At 67.4% G+C, this 18,196-nt stretch carries 15 protein-coding genes and 5 pseudogenes; 18 read left to right on the top strand and 2 right to left on the bottom strand.

Translation table 11 applies throughout. The features are described 5' to 3' along the window. Position 1: 1 nt before the first annotated feature. The 14 genes and pseudogenes from murC (at position 2) to K1X59_RS12130 (ending at position 14,667) form a co-directional block, all read left to right on the top strand. Positions 2-1,400: pseudogene (gene murC / locus K1X59_RS12195) on the top strand (UDP-N-acetylmuramate--L-alanine ligase). Between the two features lie 312 nt (positions 1,401-1,712). Continuing rightward, positions 1,713-2,339, top strand: a complete 627-nt coding sequence (locus K1X59_RS12190; RefSeq protein WP_258567218.1) for an FtsQ-type POTRA domain-containing protein — start codon at positions 1,713-1,715, stop codon at positions 2,337-2,339. 186 nt (positions 2,340-2,525) lie between these two features. Beyond that, the gene (ftsZ, locus tag K1X59_RS12185) at positions 2,526-3,668 is read left to right on the top strand and encodes a cell division protein FtsZ (RefSeq protein WP_183150293.1); all 1,143 of its coding nucleotides are present in this window, start codon (positions 2,526-2,528) and stop codon (positions 3,666-3,668) included. After that, positions 3,665-4,372, top strand: coding sequence for a YggS family pyridoxal phosphate-dependent enzyme (locus tag K1X59_RS12180; protein WP_396652540.1), 708 nt, complete (start codon positions 3,665-3,667; stop codon positions 4,370-4,372). The genes ftsZ and K1X59_RS12180 overlap by 4 nt, the downstream gene beginning before the upstream one ends. A 43-nt stretch (positions 4,373-4,415) precedes the next feature. Continuing rightward, positions 4,416-4,889, top strand: a complete 474-nt coding sequence (locus tag K1X59_RS12175; RefSeq protein ID WP_131491280.1) for a cell division protein SepF — start codon at positions 4,416-4,418, stop codon at positions 4,887-4,889. Between the two features lie 3 nt (positions 4,890-4,892). Then, complete coding sequence (locus K1X59_RS12170; protein WP_183150292.1) at positions 4,893-5,192, top strand: YggT family protein; 300 nt, start codon at positions 4,893-4,895, stop codon at positions 5,190-5,192. Positions 5,193-5,373: 181 nt separating this feature from the next. Continuing rightward, positions 5,374-5,973: a DivIVA domain-containing protein gene (locus K1X59_RS12165; RefSeq protein WP_183150291.1), complete on the top strand. Its 600-nt coding sequence runs from the start codon at positions 5,374-5,376 to the stop codon at positions 5,971-5,973. Positions 5,974-5,982: 9 nt separating this feature from the next. Continuing rightward, positions 5,983-6,663 (top strand): signal peptidase II, encoded by a 681-nt coding sequence (gene lspA / locus K1X59_RS12160; protein WP_258566828.1) that lies wholly within the window; start codon positions 5,983-5,985, stop codon positions 6,661-6,663. A 2-nt stretch (positions 6,664-6,665) separates the two neighbouring features. Beyond that, positions 6,666-7,588, top strand: a pseudogene (locus K1X59_RS12155) (RluA family pseudouridine synthase). A gap of 48 nt (positions 7,589-7,636) precedes the next feature. Next, positions 7,637-8,236, top strand: a complete 600-nt coding sequence (locus K1X59_RS12150) for a GNAT family N-acetyltransferase (RefSeq protein ID WP_183152822.1) — start codon at positions 7,637-7,639, stop codon at positions 8,234-8,236. A gap of 31 nt (positions 8,237-8,267) precedes the next feature. Beyond that, positions 8,268-8,870 (top strand): RNA polymerase sigma factor, encoded by a 603-nt coding sequence (locus K1X59_RS12145; protein WP_183150290.1) that lies wholly within the window; start codon positions 8,268-8,270, stop codon positions 8,868-8,870. Positions 8,871-8,892: 22 nt separating this feature from the next. After that, a complete protein-coding gene (locus tag K1X59_RS12140; protein ID WP_210274172.1) occupies positions 8,893-9,924 on the top strand; it encodes a hypothetical protein in 1,032 nt (343 codons plus the stop codon). Between the two features lie 60 nt (positions 9,925-9,984). After that, on the top strand, positions 9,985-13,503 hold the full coding sequence (dnaE, locus tag K1X59_RS12135; protein ID WP_183150288.1) for a DNA polymerase III subunit alpha: 3,519 nt from the start codon (positions 9,985-9,987) through the stop codon (positions 13,501-13,503). 72 nt (positions 13,504-13,575) lie between these two features. Beyond that, the gene (locus tag K1X59_RS12130) at positions 13,576-14,667 is read left to right on the top strand and encodes a hypothetical protein (protein WP_220173436.1); all 1,092 of its coding nucleotides are present in this window, start codon (positions 13,576-13,578) and stop codon (positions 14,665-14,667) included. A gap of 116 nt (positions 14,668-14,783) precedes the next feature. Here the strand turns inward: K1X59_RS12130 and K1X59_RS22900 are convergent, their stop codons facing one another. Next, the gene (locus K1X59_RS22900; protein WP_396652539.1) at positions 14,784-14,930 is read right to left on the bottom strand and encodes a hypothetical protein; all 147 of its coding nucleotides are present in this window, start codon (positions 14,928-14,930) and stop codon (positions 14,784-14,786) included. Positions 14,931-14,992: 62 nt separating this feature from the next. Here K1X59_RS22900 and K1X59_RS22895 point away from each other — a divergent pair, with 62 nt between their 5' ends. From K1X59_RS22895 to K1X59_RS12115, 4 genes and pseudogenes are all read left to right on the top strand, one after another. Continuing rightward, positions 14,993-15,526, top strand: a complete 534-nt coding sequence (locus tag K1X59_RS22895; protein WP_396652538.1) for a histidinol dehydrogenase — start codon at positions 14,993-14,995, stop codon at positions 15,524-15,526. Further along, positions 15,427-16,100: pseudogene (locus tag K1X59_RS22890) on the top strand (histidinol dehydrogenase). The gene K1X59_RS22895 and the pseudogene K1X59_RS22890 overlap by 100 nt, the downstream one beginning before the upstream one ends. 10 nt (positions 16,101-16,110) lie before the next feature. Continuing rightward, positions 16,111-16,581 (top strand): transcriptional regulator NrdR, encoded by a 471-nt coding sequence (nrdR, locus tag K1X59_RS12120; protein ID WP_183150287.1) that lies wholly within the window; start codon positions 16,111-16,113, stop codon positions 16,579-16,581. A gap of 10 nt (positions 16,582-16,591) precedes the next feature. Then, a pseudogene (locus K1X59_RS12115) lies at positions 16,592-17,626 on the top strand (quinone-dependent dihydroorotate dehydrogenase). On the opposite strand, the pseudogene K1X59_RS12110 reads toward K1X59_RS12115, so the two are convergent. Then, a pseudogene (locus K1X59_RS12110) lies at positions 17,601-18,152 on the bottom strand (DUF3043 domain-containing protein); the annotation flags it as partial. The pseudogenes K1X59_RS12115 and K1X59_RS12110 sit on opposite strands and share 26 nt — an antisense overlap. Between the last annotated feature and the right edge of the window lie 44 nt (positions 18,153-18,196).

Genomic DNA, 18,196 nt, shown 5'->3' with positions numbered 1-18,196 from the left:
CATGATCAGACCCGACCTCTCCCTCCCCATACCCGAGACGATCACCTCCGCACACTTCATCGGCATCGGCGGCTCCGGCATGAGCGGTCTCGCCAAGATGTTCCTCGATGCGGGCATCCGCGTCTCCGGCAGCGACCGCGCCGACAGCGACAACCTGCGCGCGCTGGCCGCGGCCGGCGCGACCGTGCACGTCGGTCATGACGCGGCGTATCTCGGCGATGCCGACACGGTCGTGCACACCGGAGCCATCTGGCCCGAGAACCCCGAATTCGTGACGGCGAAGGCCAAGGGCCTGCACGTGATCCACCGCTCCCAGGCGCTGCATTGGCTGATCGGCACACGTCGGCTCGTGTCGGTCGCCGGAGCGCACGGCAAGACCACCTCGACGGGCATGATCGTCACCGCGCTGCGTGAACTCGGTGCCGACCCGCACTTCGTCAACGGTGGGGTCATCGAACAGCTCGGGACCTCGAGCGCCACAGGTTCCGATGACCTGTTCGTCGTCGAGGCCGACGAGTCCGACGGCACGTTCCTGCTGTACGACACCGCGGTCGCGCTGATCACGAACGTCGACCCCGACCACCTCGATCACTACGGCTCGGATGAGGCCTTCCACGACGCGTTCGTTCGGTTCGCCGACGCCGCTTCCGAGGCCGTCGTCATCTCGAGCGACGACGCCGGAGCCCTCAGGGTCGGCGCCGGGCTCTCCCACCCCGTGTGCTGACGTTCGGCGAGGCGGAGGACGCAGATGTACGGGTGACCGACGTCGTCGCGGCCGGCCCTGTCGCGGCGACCATCAGCCATGGGGCGGAGCAGGTGCGCATGCAGCTCGCCGTGCCCGGGGTGCACAACGCGATCAATGCCGCGGGAGCGGTCGCGGTGCTCCTCGCGCTGGGTCACCCGCTCGCCGACTCCGTCCGAGCGGTCGAAGGATTCGCCGGGACGGTGCGCCGCCTCGAGCAGCACGGCATCGAACGCGGCGTGACGGTGTACGACGACTACTCCCATCATCCGACCGAGGTGCGGGCAGCGCTCGAAGCCATGCGCAGCATCGCGGGTGCGGGTCGGATCATCGCGATCCAGCAGCCGCACACGTACTCACGAACGCAGCACATGTACCAGGAGTTCGCCGACGTCCTGGAGCAGTACGCGGATCACACCGTGATGCTCGACGTCTACGGTGCGCGCGAAGACCCGGTCCCCGGCGTCACGGGCGAACTGGTGAGCGGTGCTTTCCGCGACCCGTCGCACGTGCACTACGTCGCCGACTGGCAGGACGCGGCCGACTACACGGCCACCGTCGCACGCGAGGGGACTACGTCGTCACGCTCGGGTGCGGGAACGTCTACCAGATCATCCCGCAGGTTCTGGAGTCGCTGCGCCGGACCGACGGGGCGTAGTCGATGCGTCGGCCTGCACCGCTTCCGAACAACCCGGAGAAGGAGGCCGCGCCGGAGGCGACGCGTCCGCCACGACGCGGCGCCGGCGCAGCGGACGAGGTCCCGACGCTCCAGAGCGCCCTGCAGGACGACGCGAGCGCCGACGTCTCGTCGACGGACGCGGCGTCGCCGGACGGCACGCAACCGACGTCGACCAGGGACGTCTGGCGCGCGGCGCGGGCCAGACGCAAGGCCCTTCGCTCGGAGATCCGCCGCTTCACCCAGAGGTCCCGCCGACGGAGGATCGTCTGGCTCGGCGGCATCGGGGCCGTCGTGGTCCTGATCGGCGGAAGCGTCGCCGCGGCCTACAGCCCGTTGTTCGCCGTGCAGAAGATCACGGTGGTGGGAGCGGCGAGCCTCGATCCCGCCGCGGTCGAAGCGGCTCTGAGCGATCAGCTCGGCACGCCGCTGGCCCTCGTCGACACCAGCGAGGTGAAAGCCTCGTTGCTCGCGTTCCCGCTCATCGAGACGTACGCGCTCGAAGCGCGTCCGCCCCACGACCTGACGGTGCGGATCGTCGAGCGCACCCCGGTCGGAGTGATCCGTTCGAGCGCCGGGTACACCCTCGTGGATGCGGCAGGGGTAGCCCTCTCCACCACGGCGGAGCAGCCGGCGGGGCAACCGTTGATCGACATCGACGGCGGTGTCGACTCGAAGGCGTTCCAGAGTGCCGGACTCGTGGTGCGCTCGCTCCCCGATGACATCCGCGCGACGCTCAGCGGGGTGAGGGCGACGACGCCGGACGACGTCACGTTGACCCTCAGCACCGGGATGACGGTGGTCTGGGGGAGTGCGGAGGAGTCGGCGCTCAAGGCGCTCACGCTCTCTGCTGCGATGGTCAAGAACCCGGATGCGGCATCGATCGACGTGACCTCACCCGACGTCGCGGTCGTCGGCTGACGCCTTTCGGTGACGGACGCCGCCGGGTTTCTCGGGGAATGGCGCGACACGCCCATGTGGTTGCGCGCGCGCAGGCAGGCGGCGCTTACCTTCGATCAAAGAGAACGCAATACCGGGAAATACTTTACACCTCTAGTTGAGGTTTAAGGTTCACCCGTTTCAGGCTCGAATAATCGGAGGCCGGCCATGAGCCAGAACCAGAACTACCTCGCCGTGATCAAGGTCGTCGGCGTCGGCGGTGGCGGCGTCAACGCCGTGAACCGCATGATCGATCTCGGTCTCCGCGGAGTCGAGTTCATCGCGGTCAACACCGACGCGCAGGCGTTGCTCATGAGCGACGCCGACGTGAAGCTCGACGTGGGCAGGGAGCTCACTCGCGGCCTCGGAGCCGGTGCTGATCCCGAGGTGGGTCGCCGCGCTGCGGAGGACCACGCCGAGGAGATCGAGCAGGCCCTCACCGGGGCAGACATGGTCTTCGTGACCGCCGGCGAAGGTGGTGGCACCGGAACGGGTGGCGCTCCTGTCGTGGCACGAATCGCGAAGTCCATCGGAGCCCTCACCATCGGCGTCGTGACCAAGCCGTTCTCGTTCGAAGGTCGTCGTCGCCAGAGCCAGGCGGAAGCCGGCGTCGCCAAGCTGAAGGAAGAGGTCGACACGCTCATCGTGGTGCCGAACGACCGTCTCCTCGAGATCAGCGACCGCGGCATCTCCATGATCGAGGCCTTCGCGACCGCCGACCAGGTCCTCCTCGCCGGTGTCCAGGGCATCACCGATCTCATCACGACGCCCGGTCTGATCAACCTCGACTTCGCCGACGTGAAGTCGGTCATGCAGGGAGCGGGTTCCGCGCTCATGGGCATCGGATCGGCGCGCGGTGCCGATCGCGCGATCAAGGCAGCCGAGCTCGCCGTGGAGTCGCCGCTCCTCGAAGCATCCATCGAGGGCGCGCACGGAGTCCTCCTCTCCATCCAGGGTGGATCCAACCTGGGCATCTTCGAGATCCACGATGCCGCCGACCTCGTCAAGGAAGCGGCTCACCCGGAGGCGAACATCATCTTCGGTACGGTCATCGACGACACCCTCGGCGACGAGGTGCGTGTGACCGTGATCGCGGCAGGATTCGACGGCGGGGAGCCCTCGCTGCGTCTGGACCCGATGGTCGTGTCGCGCCCTTCCGCGACGACCCTTCCCGAGGTGGCGCTGCCGGAGGAGGACGAGGCGAAGAACGAGACCGCCCCGGCCGAGCCCGTGCAGCAGCGCGTGCCGACCACGAGCATCGAGCCGGCCTTCGCGGATGACGACATCGACATCCCCGAATTCCTGAAGTGACCTCCACGGTCGGCGGGTCGGGGTCGATAGATCTCGCCGCGCGGCTGACGGCGATCGACGAGCGCATCGCCGTCGCCGCGCGGGACGCGGGCAGGGCACCGGAGGAGATCACCCGCATCGTGGTGACGAAGTTCCACCCGGCATCGCTCGTGCGTGATCTGCGCGCGCTCGGGGTCCGAGAGGTGGGGGAGAACCGCCAGCAGGAGCTCACGGCGAAGCAGGCGGAGCTGGCCGCCCTCGACATGACCTGGCACTTCATCGGCCAGGGGCAGACGAACAAGGCGGGGGCGATCCGACGCAGCGCCGATGTGGTGCACTCCGTCGATCGCGCACGGTTCGCCGATGCGCTGCACAGAGCGGCTACCGGCGACGATGTGCTCGACGTGCTCGTCCAGGTCAACCTCACGCAGGATCATGGTCGAGGAGGAGCCGAACCCTCCGAGGTGCGCACCCTCGCCGAACACGTCCTGTCACTGCCTTCGTTGCGTCTGCGCGGTGTGATGGCCGTCGCGCCTCTGGATGAGGAACCTGCCGCCGCCTTCGCGCGTCTGCGGGAACTGGCCGATGTGGTCAGGGAGATCGACCCGTCCGCACACTGGATCTCTGCCGGCATGACCGGAGACTTCGCCGAGGCCATCGCCGCCGGCGCGACACACCTGCGGATCGGCTCCGCAATCACAGGCCCTCGGCCCGACCGGGGTTAACCTGTGAAAAGACCAGCCCGAAACGTTCGAACCGGAGGACACGATGGGTAACCCGCTGAAGAAGACCATGGTGTATCTCGGCCTCGCCGATGAGGAAGAGGTCTACGAAGAAGAGACGCAGGCTCCGGCCCGCGCCCACCGCGAGCGCGATCGTGAACGTGAGGAGCCGGCACCGGCCCCCGTCACGCCGTTGCGTCGCCCCGTCGCCGTCCGCCAGCCCTCTGCAGGAGCCGTGAACGAGATCCTCACAGTCCACCCGAAGCAGTACCGCGACGCGCAGCTGATCGCGGAGAGCTTCCGCGAGGGCGTCCCCGTCATCATCAACCTCTCCCAGATGAGCGACGCCGACGCGCGCCGACTCATCGACTTCGCGAGTGGTCTCTCCCTCGGGCTGTACGGCCGCATCGAGCGCGTGACCTCGAAGGTCTTCCTGCTCTCGCCCGAGAACATCGCTGTGTCCGGTCATGGGGGCATCGCACACGCAGACGCTGAGTCTGCGGGCTTCGACCAGTCGTAAGCCGTGCAGCTGGTCTCGGTCATCGCGAGCATCATCCACCTGGTGCTGCTTCTGTACATCTTCGTGCTCTTCGCGCGCCTGATCCTCGACTACATCCCGATGTTCAATCGGGAGTGGCGTCCGAAGGGATTCGGGCTGGTCGCCGCTGAGGCCGTCTACACGGTCACCGATCCGCCCATCCGGTTCTTCCGGCGGATCATCCCTCCGCTGCGGATCGGCTCGTTGTCGCTCGACTTCGGCTTCACGCTCACACTGCTGGTGGTCTTGATCCTCATGAACGTCGCGAGACTCTTCATCCGCTGAAGTCCCGGCGAAACGCCCGGAATCCACCGGTCGAGTTCACGCAGTCTGGGTGTCGTGACATCGCGACGCCGAGGCGCGGGGGCTATGCTGGCACCCAGGTGCGCGCCCCGGGTTCGCGCCACATCACGACCACGCCATACATCGATACTGGCATTCGTACTCATCGAAAGAGGAGCCACTCATGGCACTTACCCCGGATGACGTCGTCACCAAGCAGTTCCAGCACGTCCGGTTCAAGGACGGCTTCGACCCGGACGAGGTCGACGACTTCCTCGACGAGATCGTCATCGAGTGGCGCAAGGCTCTCGAAGAGAACGTCGAGCTGAAGGCCAAGCTGGCCGCGTACGAGTCCGGCGAGACGCCCGAGGCTGCAGCACCTGCGGCCGCACCCGCCGTGACCGAGGCTCCGGCCCCCGTCGCCGAGGTGCCCGCCGAGCCCGCTCCGACCGGCTCCGCCACCGCGACCGCCGGCATCATCGGGCTCGCGCAGCGTCTTCACGACGAGCACGTGGCCGAAGGTGAGGCCAAGCGCAACGCCCTCATCGCCGAGGCCGAGACCGAGGTCGCACGTATCCGCACCGAGGCCGAGGCCAAGCAGCGCGAGGAGTCGGCACGCCTGGAGCGGGAGCGCAACACGCTCGAGGCTCGTATCACCGAGCTTCGCAACTTCGAGCGCGACTACCGTTCGCAGCTGCGCGGCTACATCGAGGGCCAGCTCCGTGATCTCGACGAGAAGTCGGCGTCCACGGACTCCACACCCGTCTCCGCGATCGGTCTGTAAGGCGCCCTCTTGTCAGGACGCCGTCCCCTTCGTCGGTCGGCGGCCGGTGCGATCGTTGCGATTCTCGCAGCGGTCGTGCTGGCCGCCGATCAGTTTGTGAAGTACCTCACGATCGAGAACCTCCCGCTTCAGGTGCCGGTTCCCGTGCTCGGAGAGTTTCTTCAGCTGTACTACGTGCGAAACCCCGGTGCGGCGTTCTCGCTCGGCTCCGAGGTGACCTGGATCTTCACGATCGCTCTGGCCGTCGTCGCCTCGGTGATCATCTGGAAGGCCTTCGGTCTGAAGTCCCGACTGTGGGCGGTCGTGCTCGGCTGCCTGCTCGGCGGGGTTCTCGGCAACCTCACCGATCGTCTCCTCCGCGAGCCCGGATTCCCGGTGGGCCATGTCGTCGACATGATCTCGATGCCGTGGATGATGCCGGCGATCTTCAATGTGGCAGACGTCTTCATCGTCACCGGCATGATCTCGGTGGCGCTGCTCGTGGTCTTCGGACTGCGATTCGACGGCACGCGCGAACGCGATCACGCCGTCGTCGAGACGGATGAGGAGGCGGAGGCCGCCGCGGAGGCCGCGGTTGTCGCCACCGAGGCCGATGCGGAGTTCGCGGATGCCCAGGCCGACGCGACCGACCGCATCGGGGGAGATGACTCGCCTCCGGAGGGTGCGGGACGCGCAGCAGGAGGCCGTTGAACGTGGAGTCCCGATCGTTGCCGGTTCCCGACGGCTTGGACGGCACGCGGGTGGATGCCGCGCTGGCGAAGCTCATGGGGTTCTCCCGGACCTTCGCGGCAGACGTGGCGGCCGCCGGGGGAGTACGGCTCGACGGAGTGACCCTCGACAAGTCGGATCGTCTCCGAGGCGGAGGCTGGCTCGAGGTCGAATGGCAGCCGAAGGAGGCGCCCAGGATCGTCCCGATCGCGGTGCCGGAGCTCGGCATCGTGTATGACGACGACGACATCATCGTGGTGGACAAACCCACCGGGGTGGCGGCGCACCCCTCGGTCGGATGGGAGGGCCCGACGGTGGTCGGCGCCCTCGCCGCGGCAGGCTTCCGCGCGTGTCGACCAGCGGCGCTGCGGAGCGCCAGGGCGTGGTGCACCGACTCGACGTCGGCACGAGCGGCCTCATGGTCGTGGCGAAGTCCGAGCACGCGTACACGGTCCTCAAGCAGGCCTTCAAGGAGCGCACGGTCGAGAAGATCTACCACGCCGTCGTGCAGGGGCATCCCGATCCGCTGGCCGGGACGATCGATGCGCCGATCGGACGGCACCCGAACCACTCGTGGAAGTTCGCCGTCGTCCCCGACGGGAAGCCCTCGGTCACGCACTACGAGACCCTCGAAGCGTTCCCCGGCGCTTCGCTGCTGGAGATCCACCTCGAGACCGGACGTACGCATCAGATCCGGGTGCACATGGCCGCACACCGGCACCCGTGCGTGGGGGATCCTCTGTACGGCGCCGACCCCACGATGTCCGCGCGCCTCGGACTCACACGCCAGTGGTTGCATGCGCACCAGCTGGCCTTCACTCACCCGACGACGGGGGACCTGGTGCAGTTCGAGTCCCCGTATCCCGACGACTTCCAACACGCGCTCGACGTGCTGCGCGGCGACTGACCCGGCACACCCGCGTGCGGTGTCGGCGACATGCGCGACACTGTTCGCATGGACATCGAGGTTCGCCCCGCAACCGAGTTCGACGACGTCGCGGCGCTCGTCGGGCCCAAGAAGCCGACGTCGAACGTGTGCTTCTGCCTGAGCTATCGCATCGGCAACAAGGAGAATGTGGCGCTGAGAGGGACTGCTCGTGCCGATCGCGTGCGCGAGTTGTGTCACCAGGACCCGCCTCCCGGTGTGATCGCGTATCTGGGTGATGAGCCGGTCGGATGGGCGGCGGTGCATCCGCGACGCGACACGAGCTTCGCGCGGAACCGGCTCATCCCGCACGTCGACGATCTCGATGTCTGGTCGCTGTGGTGTCTCCGTGTACGGCCGGGGCACCGGAAGCAGGGGATCTCGCACGCGCTGATCGCGGGGGCCGTGTCATATGCGAAGAAGCGCGGGGCGCCGGCGATCGAAGGATATCCGGTCGACAACGAGGGGAAGAAGGTGGATCTGACCATGGCGTACGTCGGCACGAGGGCGCTGTTCGAGGGAGTCGGGTTCGAGAAGGTCGCCGACACCGGATCGGTCCTCGACGGATTCCCTCGTGTGCTGATGCGGCTCGACCTCCGGGCATCCGAGAAGTCTTCGAGAAAAGCGTGAACCGTTTCCGCGACCTCGCCCAATACTCAGTGTGAGCACCGACAGCGAGATCATCGAGCGGTCGATCGACGACCCCGGAACATTCTCCGAGATCTTCGAGCGGCACGTCCGCCCCGTCGGCGGATACATCCGCCGACGCATCGGCTCGGACGCCGTGGACGACGTCCTCAGCGAGACATTCCTCGTCGCGTTCCGGCGGAGGGCCGCATTCGATCGGAGCTGGGCCTCTGCTCGACCGTGGCTTCTCGGCATCGCGACGCGTGTGGTCAAGAACCATCGAGCCGCTGAGGCCCGCCAATGGCGCGCTTTCGAGGCCTCGTCCTCGGCCGATGTCGTGGCGGAACCGCCGCAGACCGCGTCGGAGGCGCGAATGGACGCCGACGCCGCCTTGCGGGCGCTCGCACCGCGGATCGCTGCACTCGCCGCCAGGGACAGAGACACGCTGCTGCTGCACGCCTGGGGCGACCTCACCTATGAGCAGATCGCTGATGCCCTCGGTGTGCCCGTGGGAACGGTGCGGTCTCGGCTGAATCGTGTGCGTCGACAACTCGCGCCGCCCGGTTCGCGGGGTGCCACCCGCCTGACCTGGATGAAGAAGGAGGAGAGCGATGCCGCTTATGGAACAGGTTCGTGAGCTCGGGGCACACGAGTCCCGCGTGGATGACGACGACGTCCGCGCAGCCAGGTACGCGCTGACGCGGGAGATGGCGCGGGGCGCGCGGTCGCGGCGATCGGCTCGATCGCGACGCCGGGCCTGGGCCGGGGTTGGTCTCGGCGGGCTGGTCGCGGGAGCGGCGGTGACCGCGATCGTGGTGGGATCCGTGCTGGCGCCTCCGCGTGTTCCCGATGCCGCGGCGGCCGAGGTGCTGGAACGGGCATCCGCCGTCACATTCGGCGCGCAGGACACGACTCTGGTCACCGGACAGTATCTGCGCATCGAGACCGTCGGCGAACACGTGCAGTACTGGAGGGCGGACTGGGCCGAGGACGACGACGAGAACACCTTCGCGTTCAACGCCTCTCGCGACGACAGCGATGCCGCTGTGCGGGTGCGCGACACCCGCGTGCTCTACGTCCCGGCCGATCGGGCGGGCGACTGGTTCTACGACTGGGGACATGCGGAGGTCGTCGACTCGTTCGGCGCCCGCGGCGAAGAGGCGGCGCAGGAGTGGTCCTCGTGGCCGGGCGCGAAGGGTGTGGATCGTGACCGGATCGAGGTCCTTCCCGGTGGGGAGTATCTTGCGGTCGGAGGGGATGAGCCTCCGATGCCTTATCTGGCCGACCGATATCGTCCGTACTACGCCGAGATGCCGAGGCAGCCGCAGGAGCTGCTCGACTGGCTGCGTGCGCAGTCGGGGATGACCGGCCAGGAAGCGGACCGATGGCTCGTGGCCGGGCTCTCCGACCCCTCGGCGATCAACCTGATGCCGGCGGATCTGCGATCGGCCTTCTTCCTCGCGATTGCTCTGATCCCGGGGTTCGAGGTGCTCGCAGACGACGGCTCGACGGCGACGCTGCGGTACGTGGTCGACGGTCACCGGACGACCACGATCGCCGTGGACACCGCACAGGGGCTCGTCTCCTCCATCGCGGAGGACTACGGCGACGGGGGGCCCGCCGGAGACACGGTGGATTCTGTGACGACCGTGCTGACCTCGGTCGTCGACTCCGCGCCGCAGGGCGGGTGAGGTCTGCGAGGCTCCCGGCACCGACCTCCGGTGTCGGGGCCCCGCCTTAGACTCGAAGACATGGCATCCGACTCCTTCGTCCACCTGCACGTGCACAGCGAATATTCGATGCTCGACGGTGCGGCGAAGATCAACGCGATGACTCAGGCGGCTGCCGAATACGGCATGCCTGCCATCGCCGTGACCGATCACGGCAACACGTTCGCCGCGTTCGAGTTCTACAACGCGGCGCGTAACGCCGGGGTCAAGCCGATCATCGGTCTCGAGGCCTACATGACCCCGGGCACCCATCGCAGCGACAAGACGCGCGTGCAGTGGGGATCACCCGATCAGAAGAGCGACGACGTCTCGGGTTCGGGCGCCTACACCCACATGACGATGTGGAGCCAGAGCACTGAAGGCATGCACAACCTCTTCCGCATCAGCTCCCGGTCGAGCATGGAGGGCTACTACTTCAAGCCCCGCATGGACCGCGAGCTGCTCCAGACCTACGGCAAGGGGATCATCGCCACGACGGGGTGTCCGTCCGGCGAGGTGCAGACGCGGCTCCGACTGGGGCAGTACGACGCGGCACGGGCGGCAGCCGCAGAGTTCCAGGACATCTTCGGCAAAGAGAACTACTTCGCGGAGATCATGGATCATGGTCTCTCCATCGAGCGCCGGGTGATGACCGATCTGCTCCGGCTCGCGAAAGACCTGAACATCCCGTTGGTCGCGACCAACGACTCGCACTACACACATCAGCACGAGGCCGATGCGCACGAGGCACTGCTGTGTGTGCAGTCGGGCTCCACCATGGACGACCCGAACCGCTTCAAGTTCGACGGCGACGGGTACTACATCAAGACCGCCGCCGAGATGCGGCAGCTGTTCCGCGATCACCCCGAGGCTTGCGACAACACCCTTTTGATCGCCGAGCGCTGCGAAGTCGAGTTCGACACGTCCGCGAACTACATGCCGCGGTTCCCGGTGCCGGACGGCGAGACCGAAGACAGCTGGCTCATCAAAGAGGTCGAGACGGGGCTGCACTACCGGTACCCGGGTGGCATCCCCGACAAGGTGCGCAAGCAGGCCGAGTACGAGACCGGCATCATCCTGCAGATGGGCTTCCCCGGGTACTTCCTGGTCGTCGCCGACTTCATCAACTGGGCCAAGGACAACGGCATCCGCGTCGGTCCCGGCCGTGGTTCCGGAGCAGGATCCATGGTCGCGTATGCGATGAAGATCACCGACCTCGACCCCCTCGAGCACGGCCTGATCTTCGAGCGGTTCCTGAACCCCGACCGCGTCTCGATGCCCGACTTCGACGTCGACTTCGACGACCGGCGCCGCGGCGAGGTCATCGACTACGTCACGGAGAAGTACGGCTCCGAGCGCGTGGCCCAGATCGTCACCTACGGCACGATCAAGTCGAAGCAGGCGCTCAAAGACGCCGGTCGCGTCCTCGGCTTCCCGTTCAGCATGGGGGAGCGGCTCACCAAGGCGATGCCGCCGCCCGTCATGGGAAAGGACATGCCCCTCGACGGCATGTTCGACTCGGCACACCCCCGGTACAAAGAGGCGAGCGAGTTCCGTGCGCTGATCGAGACCGATCCCGAGGCCAAGACGGTCTTCGACCGCGCGCTCGGTCTCGAAGGCCTGAAGCGTCAATGGGGCGTGCACGCCGCCGGCGTGATCATGTCGTCCGACCCGCTGCTCGACATCATCCCCATCATGAAGCGGGAGCAGGACGGCCAGATCGTCACGCAGTTCGACTATCCGTCGTGCGAGTCGCTCGGGCTGATCAAGATGGACTTCCTGGGGCTCCGCAACCTCACGATCATCTCCGACGCGCTCGACAACATCCGGACGAACCGTGGCGAAGAGCTCGATCTCGAGCACCTCGGACTCGACGATCCCGGCGTGTATGAACTGCTCGCGCGCGGCGACACCCTCGGCGTCTTCCAGCTCGACAGCCCGCCGCTGCGCTCGCTCATGCGACTGATGAAGCCCGACAACTTCGGTGACATCTCGGCTCTGATCGCGCTGTACCGCCCGGGTCCGATGGGGGCGAACTCGCACACGAACTATGCGCTCCGTAAGAACGGACTTCAGGAGATCACCCCGATCCACCCCGAACTCGCCGAACCGCTGGCCGAGATCCTCCAGGAGTCCTACGGCCTCATCATCTACCAGGAGCAGGTCATGGCGATCGCTCAGGCGGTCGCAGGGTTCAGCCTCGGTCAAGCAGACATCCTCCGTCGAGCGATGGGAAAGAAGAAGAAGTCCGAGCTCGACAAGCAATACGAGGGCTTCGCGGGCGGTATGAAGGAACGTGGCTTCGGCGAGGCGGCGATCAAGGCGCTGTGGGACATCCTGCTGCCCTTCTCCGACTACGCGTTCAACAAAGCCCACTCGGCTGCGTACGGCCTCGTGTCCTATTGGACCGCGTACCTCAAGGCGCACTACCCGGCCGAGTACATGGCTGCGCTGTTGACCAGTGTCGGCGACTCCAAAGACAAGATGGCGCTGTACCTCAACGAGTGCCGCCGCATGGGTATCAAGGTGCTTCCGCCCGACGTCTCGGACTCGATCAACTTCTTCGCCGCCGTCGGCGACGACATCCGATTCGGCCTCGGCGCCGTGCGCAACGTCGGCAGCAACGTGGTCGAGGGCATCGTGCAGGCGCGGAAGGATGAGCGTTTCACGTCGTTCCATCACTTCCTCGACACGGTGCCGCTGCACGTCTCGAACAAGCGCACCGTCGAGTCGCTGATCAAGGCCGGCGCCTTCGACTCGATGGGAGACACCCGTCGGGCACTCATGGAGGTGCACGAGGACGCGGTCGAGGCGGCCGTGGATCGCAAGCGCAACGAGGCCCAGGGTGCCATCGGGTTCGACTTCGACAGCCTCTACGACGGTATGGAGGAGGCGGCGCCGGCGAAGGTGCCTGCTCGTCCGGAATGGATCAAGAAGGACAAGCTGGCGTTCGAGCGCGAGATGCTCGGCCTCTATGTGTCCGATCACCCGCTCGCCGGACTCGAGGTTCCGCTCGCGAAGCACGCGTCGATCTCGATCCATGACCTCAACAACTCCGAGGACCTGCAGGACGGCGACCAGGTCACCGTCGCGGGGCTCGTGACGAGCGTGCAGCACCGCGTCGCGAAGGCCAGCGGCAATCCTTACGGCATGATCACCGTCGAGGACTTCAACGGCGAGGTCACCGTGATGTTCATGGGCAAGACCTACACGGAGTTCCAGCACACACTGCAGCAGGATGCCATCCTCGCGGTGCGCGGCCGTGTGTCCCGGCGCGACGACGGACTCAATCTGCATGCGCAATCCGCGTTCGCGCCCGACATCGGCTCCTTCGACGCGGCCGGTCCGCTTGCCTTGGTGCTCCCCGAGCAGCGCGCCACCGAGCGCGTCATGACGGAACTCGCCGAGGTGCTGCGCCGTCACAACGGTGACACCGAGGTGCTGCTCCGGGTGCATCGTGGTGGCACCGCGAAGGTCTTCGAGGTGCCGATGCCGGTCAAGGTCTCCGCCGACCTCTTCGGTGACCTCAAGTCGCTGCTCGGCCCCAGCTGTCTCGGGTGAGCGGGTAGGATCGTGAGCCGTCGGCAGCACGACGATCTCCCCCCGTCGAGCACGGTGACGAAAGGACCTCCCATGAGCACGGACATCCCCGAGCCGGACCTTCCCGAGACGGATTCTCCCGCCACGGAGTTGGAAGATTCTATCTTCAGCGACGAAGACGGCGTCCTCTACGACGAGGAGGTGACTCCGGAGTTCGGGATACTCGGATTCACTCTGCGTGAACTCCTCATCGTCGGCGTGTGGCTGGTCTCGTTCATCCTCTCCTTCTTCCCCCTGACAGCGGGAGTCTCGCTCTGGGGCCTCGGCATCCAGTGGATACTCCCGATCGCCGTGCCGACGGTCGCGGTGTTCCTGCTCGTGCTGCGTCGGTTCTCGCCGGACGGCATCCGTCGCGTCGGCTCTCTCGGCATCGATCAGTTCGCCTCGGTCGCTTTCTCCGTCGCGGCGGTGGTGTGGGCGGGGAGCGTGTGGCTCGCGATCTCCGGCGTCATCGCCACAGGGTTTTGGACGCTGCCCTGGAACGGCGTGGCGATGTTCGTCCTCTCCGTGGCGCTCGTCGTCCTGACGGTGTTCGCGCCCATCATCCCCGGGGTGAAAGAAGACTTCCACGGGCGTCTCGTCACGCTCGCCCACCGCAACGCCAATCCGGTCCGCCCCGTTATTCCGCGCCCGCGCATCGAGTCCGTTCCCGCGTCTTCGTCCGAGGAAGCGGAGAAGTCAGAAGACGAACGGACCGACGTCATCGTCGATGGTGGGTACGGCGCCCCCGGCGCCGACCTCGACGTCGAGTCGTCCGGTCGACAGGCCACCGACGAGATCGCCCGGCTCGACCTCGCCGACCAGGTGCCCCTCACGGCGCACGCGTCCGGTGGCGGGCTCGGCACGGAGCCGTCGACGGCCGACGAGGAGTATGTGCCCGCCTATTCCCGGCGTTCCCGGGGCAGGAACCCGAGATCGTCTCCGACACGGGCAGCATCGAGTCATTGCTGGAGACGGCGGCGACGTACGAGGCCGCCGGTGCCGCAGACGACTCGGAGCCCTCGTGGTGGAGGATCTCGCCGGTCCCGACCTCGATGCCACGAATCCGCGCGAGGCCGCCGTCGCCGCTCAGCCGTTCTGGATCCTCGCACCATCCGAGCGCGACGTGCACGACGAGCGCGGTGAACCGCTGTTCCGTATCGGGCCGAGCGCGTGGGCTCTCGTGATCGAGGATCGTGGAGGGGCGTACGTCGTTCGACATGATGACGGGCGCATCGGCTACCTCCACGACATCTCCGACATCACGAAAGGCTGAAATGCGCACGATCGATCTGCGGGGGCGCGAGCTCTCGCCCGCCGACATGCTCGCCGCCGTTCCGCGCGCCGCGCAGGCGCGCGCCGCGGCGCTCGACACCGCGACCCGCATCGTCGAGGACGTGCGCGTCCACGGGAGGCCGCCCTCCGTGAGCAGGCCGAGCAGTTCGATCGCGTCAGAGGTCATGATGTGCGCGTGCCCGCCGCGCACATCGCCGAGGCCCTGGCATCGGTCGACCCCGCCGTGCGCGCCGCGCTCGAGGAGGCGATCCAGCGGGTTCGTCGCGGGTCCGAGGCGCAGGTGCCGGCTCCTCAGACCACCGGGATCGGTCCCGGCGCACGGATTCTGCAGCGGTGGCAGCCGGTCTCCCGTGCGGGGGTCTACATCCCCGGTGGGAAGGCACCGCTCGCATCGAGCGTCGTGATGAACGTGGTCCCCGCGCAAGTCGCCGGAGTGCAGAGCATCGCGCTGGCCTCTCCGCCGCAGGCGGACTGCGACGGCCGGATCCACCCGACGATCCTCGCGGCCGCCGGCCTGCTCGGCGTGACCGAGGTGTACGCGATGGGAGGAGCCGGGGCGATCGGCGCTCTCGCCTGGGGGTGGCGTCGATCGGTCTCGATCCGGTCGACGTGGTCTCAGGGCCGGGGAACAACTTCGTCGCGTCCGCCAAGCGCGCTGTCGCGGGCGTCGTCGGCACGGACTCGGAGGCGGGAGCGACCGAGATCCTGATCGTCGCCGACGCGACCGCGGACCCGCGGCTGGTCGCAGCCGACCTGATCAGCCAGGCCGAGCACGACGAGCAGGCCTCGGCCGTGCTGGTCACCGACTCTCCGGAACTCGCGTCTCGTGTCGCGGTCGAAGTCGAGCGGCAGGGTGCAGCAACCCGTCACAGCACACGCGTGGGCGAAGCTCTGGGCGGACCGCAGTCGGCGATCGTGCTCGTGGATGACAGGGAGATGGCCACGGCGTTCAGTAACGCCTATGCGCCGGAGCACCTCGAGCTGCACCTGTCAGACGCGGAGGAGGCCGCCTCCGCCTTCACGAGCGCCGGAGCGGTGTTCGTGGGGGATCAGACGCCCGTCAGTCTCGGCGACTACATGGCAGGCAGCAACCACGTGCTGCCGACCGGGGTCAGGCGCGCTACGCATCGGGCCTCGGTGCATATACGTTCCTGCGCCCGCAGCAGGTCATCACCTACGACCGCGCCGCGCTCTCCGAGGTGCGCGACGGGGTGGTCGCCCTCGCGAATGCCGAGGTGCTCCCCGCGCACGGCGAGGCGATCGAGGCGCGGTTCACCGCGTAGGATCTGTCAGATGCACTGCCCCTTCTGCCGTCATCCCGACTCCCGCGTCATCGATTCGCGCACCAGCGACGACGGTCTCTCGATCCGGCGTCGTCGTCAGTGCCCGGAATGCGGAGGGCGCTTCACGACCACCGAGACTGCGAGCCTCAACGTCATCAAGCGTTCCGGCGTGATGGAGCCGTTCAGTCGCGAGAAGGTGATCTCCGGTGTGCGCAAGGCGTGTCAGGGGCGACCGGTGACAGAGGCCGACCTGGCGATCCTCGCGCAGCGGGTGGAGGAGGCCGTGCGTCAGACCGGCGTCTCTCAGCTCGATGCGAACGAGATCGGTCTTGCCATCCTCGGTCCGTTGCGTGAGCTGGACGAGGTCGCTTTCCTGCGCTTCGCCAGCGTGTATCAGGCGTTCGATTCGCTCGAGGACTTCGAAGCGGCGATCACCGACCTGCGCGCAGACCACACCGAGCAGGAGCCCGTCGACCGGTAATCTGGCAGTGATGTATCCGCTGCTCTTCCGCGCTGTCCTCTCGCGCTTCGACCCCGAGTTCGCTCACCACGCCGGCATGGCGGTGATCCGCGTGCTCGGTGCGCCGCCTTTCTCCTGGGCGACGCGTGCGTTGACGGCTCCGGATCCCTCGCTGCGCGTCGAGACGCTCGGGCTGACCTTCCCGTCGCCGTTCGGCGTCGCTGCGGGCTTCGACAAGAACGCCATCGGTGTGCGCGGTCTGGCGGCGCTCGGGTTCGGGCATGTGGAAGTCGGCACGGTGACGGCGATCCCCAGGAGGGAATCCGAAGCCACGTCTGTTCCGGCTGATCGCCGACCGGGCGGTCATCAACCGGATGGGCTTCAACAATGCAGGCGCCGACGCTGCGGCGCGTCGCCTCGCGCGTCTCCGCCGAGGCGCTCCCGACACGGTGATCGGCGTCAACATCGGCAAGAGTCGTGTGGTGGAGGTCGAGGATGCGACGGCGGACTACGTCGCTTCGGCAACGCGCCTTGCCCCGCTCGCCGACTACCTCGCGGTGAACGTGTCCTCCCCGAACACTCCGGGCCTGCGCGGGCTGCAGGCGGTCGAGACCCTCGCCCCGCTGTTGCGGGCCGTCAAGAGGCGTCCGGTCGTACGCCGCTGCTCGTGAAGATCGCGCCGGACCTTCCTGACGAGGAGATCACGGCGATCGCGCGGATGGCCGTCGCCGAAGGTCTCTCGGGAATCATCGCTCACAACACCACGATCAGTAGAGAGGGCCTGCTGACGGATGCCTCGACGGTCGAAGCCGCTGGTGCCGGCGGACTGTCGGGCGCGCCGCTGAAGAAGCGTTCGATCGAGGTCCTGCGCGTCGTGCGCGAGGCCGTCCCTGCAGAGTTCTGCGTGATCGCCGTCGGCGGCGTCGAGACACCGGCCGACGTCCAGGAGCGTCTGGATGCCGGTGCGACCCTCGTGCAGGGCTACACGGCGTTCCTCTACCGCGGCCCGTTCTGGGGCCGCGAGATCAACAGGGGGCTGGTCAGTCGGGGTACTGCCCGCGCTTGACCTGCGGCTTCGGCAGGCGCATGAAGCGCATCTGCAGGGCGCGCATCGCGGCGTACCAGCCGAGACCCCGCTCGAGACGTTCCTTGCCGAACTTCGCGGCCGCCTTGCGCTTGACCCGCATCGCGAGGAGGACCATGCCGCCGATGGCGATGACGAGATACCCCATCATCACGAGGTAGGCATAGAACGAGATCATCATGTTCGACGGCAGGAGAGAGGCGAGGATGACCAGCACCATGACCGCCATCACGAACTCGGCGGGGTGCCAGCCGGCGTCGACGTAGTCACGCACCCAGCGGCGCTGAGGACCCTTGTCGCGCACCGGGAGGTACTTCTCCTCGCCCGCCGCCATTCCGGCCTGGGCACGGGCGCGCCGCTCGTTGAGGTCGGCCTTGGCGGCTGCCTTGGCCTCCTTCGTGTTGGCGACCAGGGGGCGGCGACGAGCTGCCTCCTGCTCCGCTCGGGTCGGCGTCGCGCGGCCCTTTCCGACGGCTGGCGTCTCGGGGGCGTCGTCGTTCGTCGAAGGGAGGCAGGGGTAGTGGACACGGAGTTCCTCGGTTCGCTGACGGG

The organism is Microbacterium sp. Se5.02b, from assembly GCF_019464375.1.
GTDB lineage: Bacteria > Actinomycetota > Actinomycetes > Actinomycetales > Microbacteriaceae > Microbacterium.
The sequence above is the reverse complement of the archived record's forward strand: the minus strand, read 5'-3'. Positions and strand labels throughout refer to the sequence as shown.

Coding starts and splice junctions, on each gene's coding strand:
- ftsZ (WP_183150293.1), top strand. CDS start 2,526: ATGAGCCAGAACCAGAACTACCTCGCCGTGATCAAGGTCGTCGGCGTC.
- K1X59_RS12175 (WP_131491280.1), top strand. CDS start 4,416: ATGGGTAACCCGCTGAAGAAGACCATGGTGTATCTCGGCCTCGCCGAT.
- K1X59_RS12165 (WP_183150291.1), top strand. CDS start 5,374: ATGGCACTTACCCCGGATGACGTCGTCACCAAGCAGTTCCAGCACGTC.
- K1X59_RS12150 (WP_183152822.1), top strand. CDS start 7,637: ATGGACATCGAGGTTCGCCCCGCAACCGAGTTCGACGACGTCGCGGCG.
- dnaE (WP_183150288.1), top strand. CDS start 9,985: ATGGCATCCGACTCCTTCGTCCACCTGCACGTGCACAGCGAATATTCG.
- K1X59_RS12130 (WP_220173436.1), top strand. CDS start 13,576: ATGAGCACGGACATCCCCGAGCCGGACCTTCCCGAGACGGATTCTCCC.
- nrdR (WP_183150287.1), top strand. CDS start 16,111: ATGCACTGCCCCTTCTGCCGTCATCCCGACTCCCGCGTCATCGATTCG.